This window comes from Corallococcus praedator (assembly GCF_003612125.1).
GTDB lineage: Bacteria > Myxococcota > Myxococcia > Myxococcales > Myxococcaceae > Corallococcus > Corallococcus praedator.
Map to the genome: position 1 here is coordinate 1 of NZ_RAWI01001048.1, position 443 is coordinate 443.

Annotated in this window: 1 protein-coding gene; it reads left to right on the plus strand. The window is 40.2% G+C overall.

Annotation, left to right across the window (positions count from 1 at the left end; all coding sequences use genetic code 11):
- On the plus strand, window positions 1–443 hold a 443-nt coding region (locus D7Y13_RS46425; protein WP_208734638.1), incomplete at both ends, for a hypothetical protein.

Below are 443 nucleotides of genomic sequence, written 5' to 3' on the forward strand. Positions count from 1 at the left end.
GTATTAGAACCGGAAATCATACTTAAGATAAGTAGTCAAAATCCTTACCAATGGACACAACCTGTTATTAAGCTAACGCTGACGTCAACGAGTACACGCGTTCCTCTCATACCAAAGCCACAGTCTTTTATGAATGAAGCGCGGCTAACGGCATTAGCCTTGGCGATCCGGTTGGCTATGGTAGGGGACAAGTTCAAAGGCATCGAGGGACGTGACGATTTACGAATTTTAGTGATTGACGACCTGCTGATAAGCCTTGATATGTCAAACCGGATGAAAGTCATCAAGTATTTGAAAGATAATCCAGATTTCAAAAATTATCAGTTAATCATTTTGACTCACGACAAGGGGTTTTTCGATATACTGAAGAACATATTTACCAAAGGTTATGATACTGATAAATGGAAATGGTTTGAGATGTTTGATAATGGCAACCTGGCGTC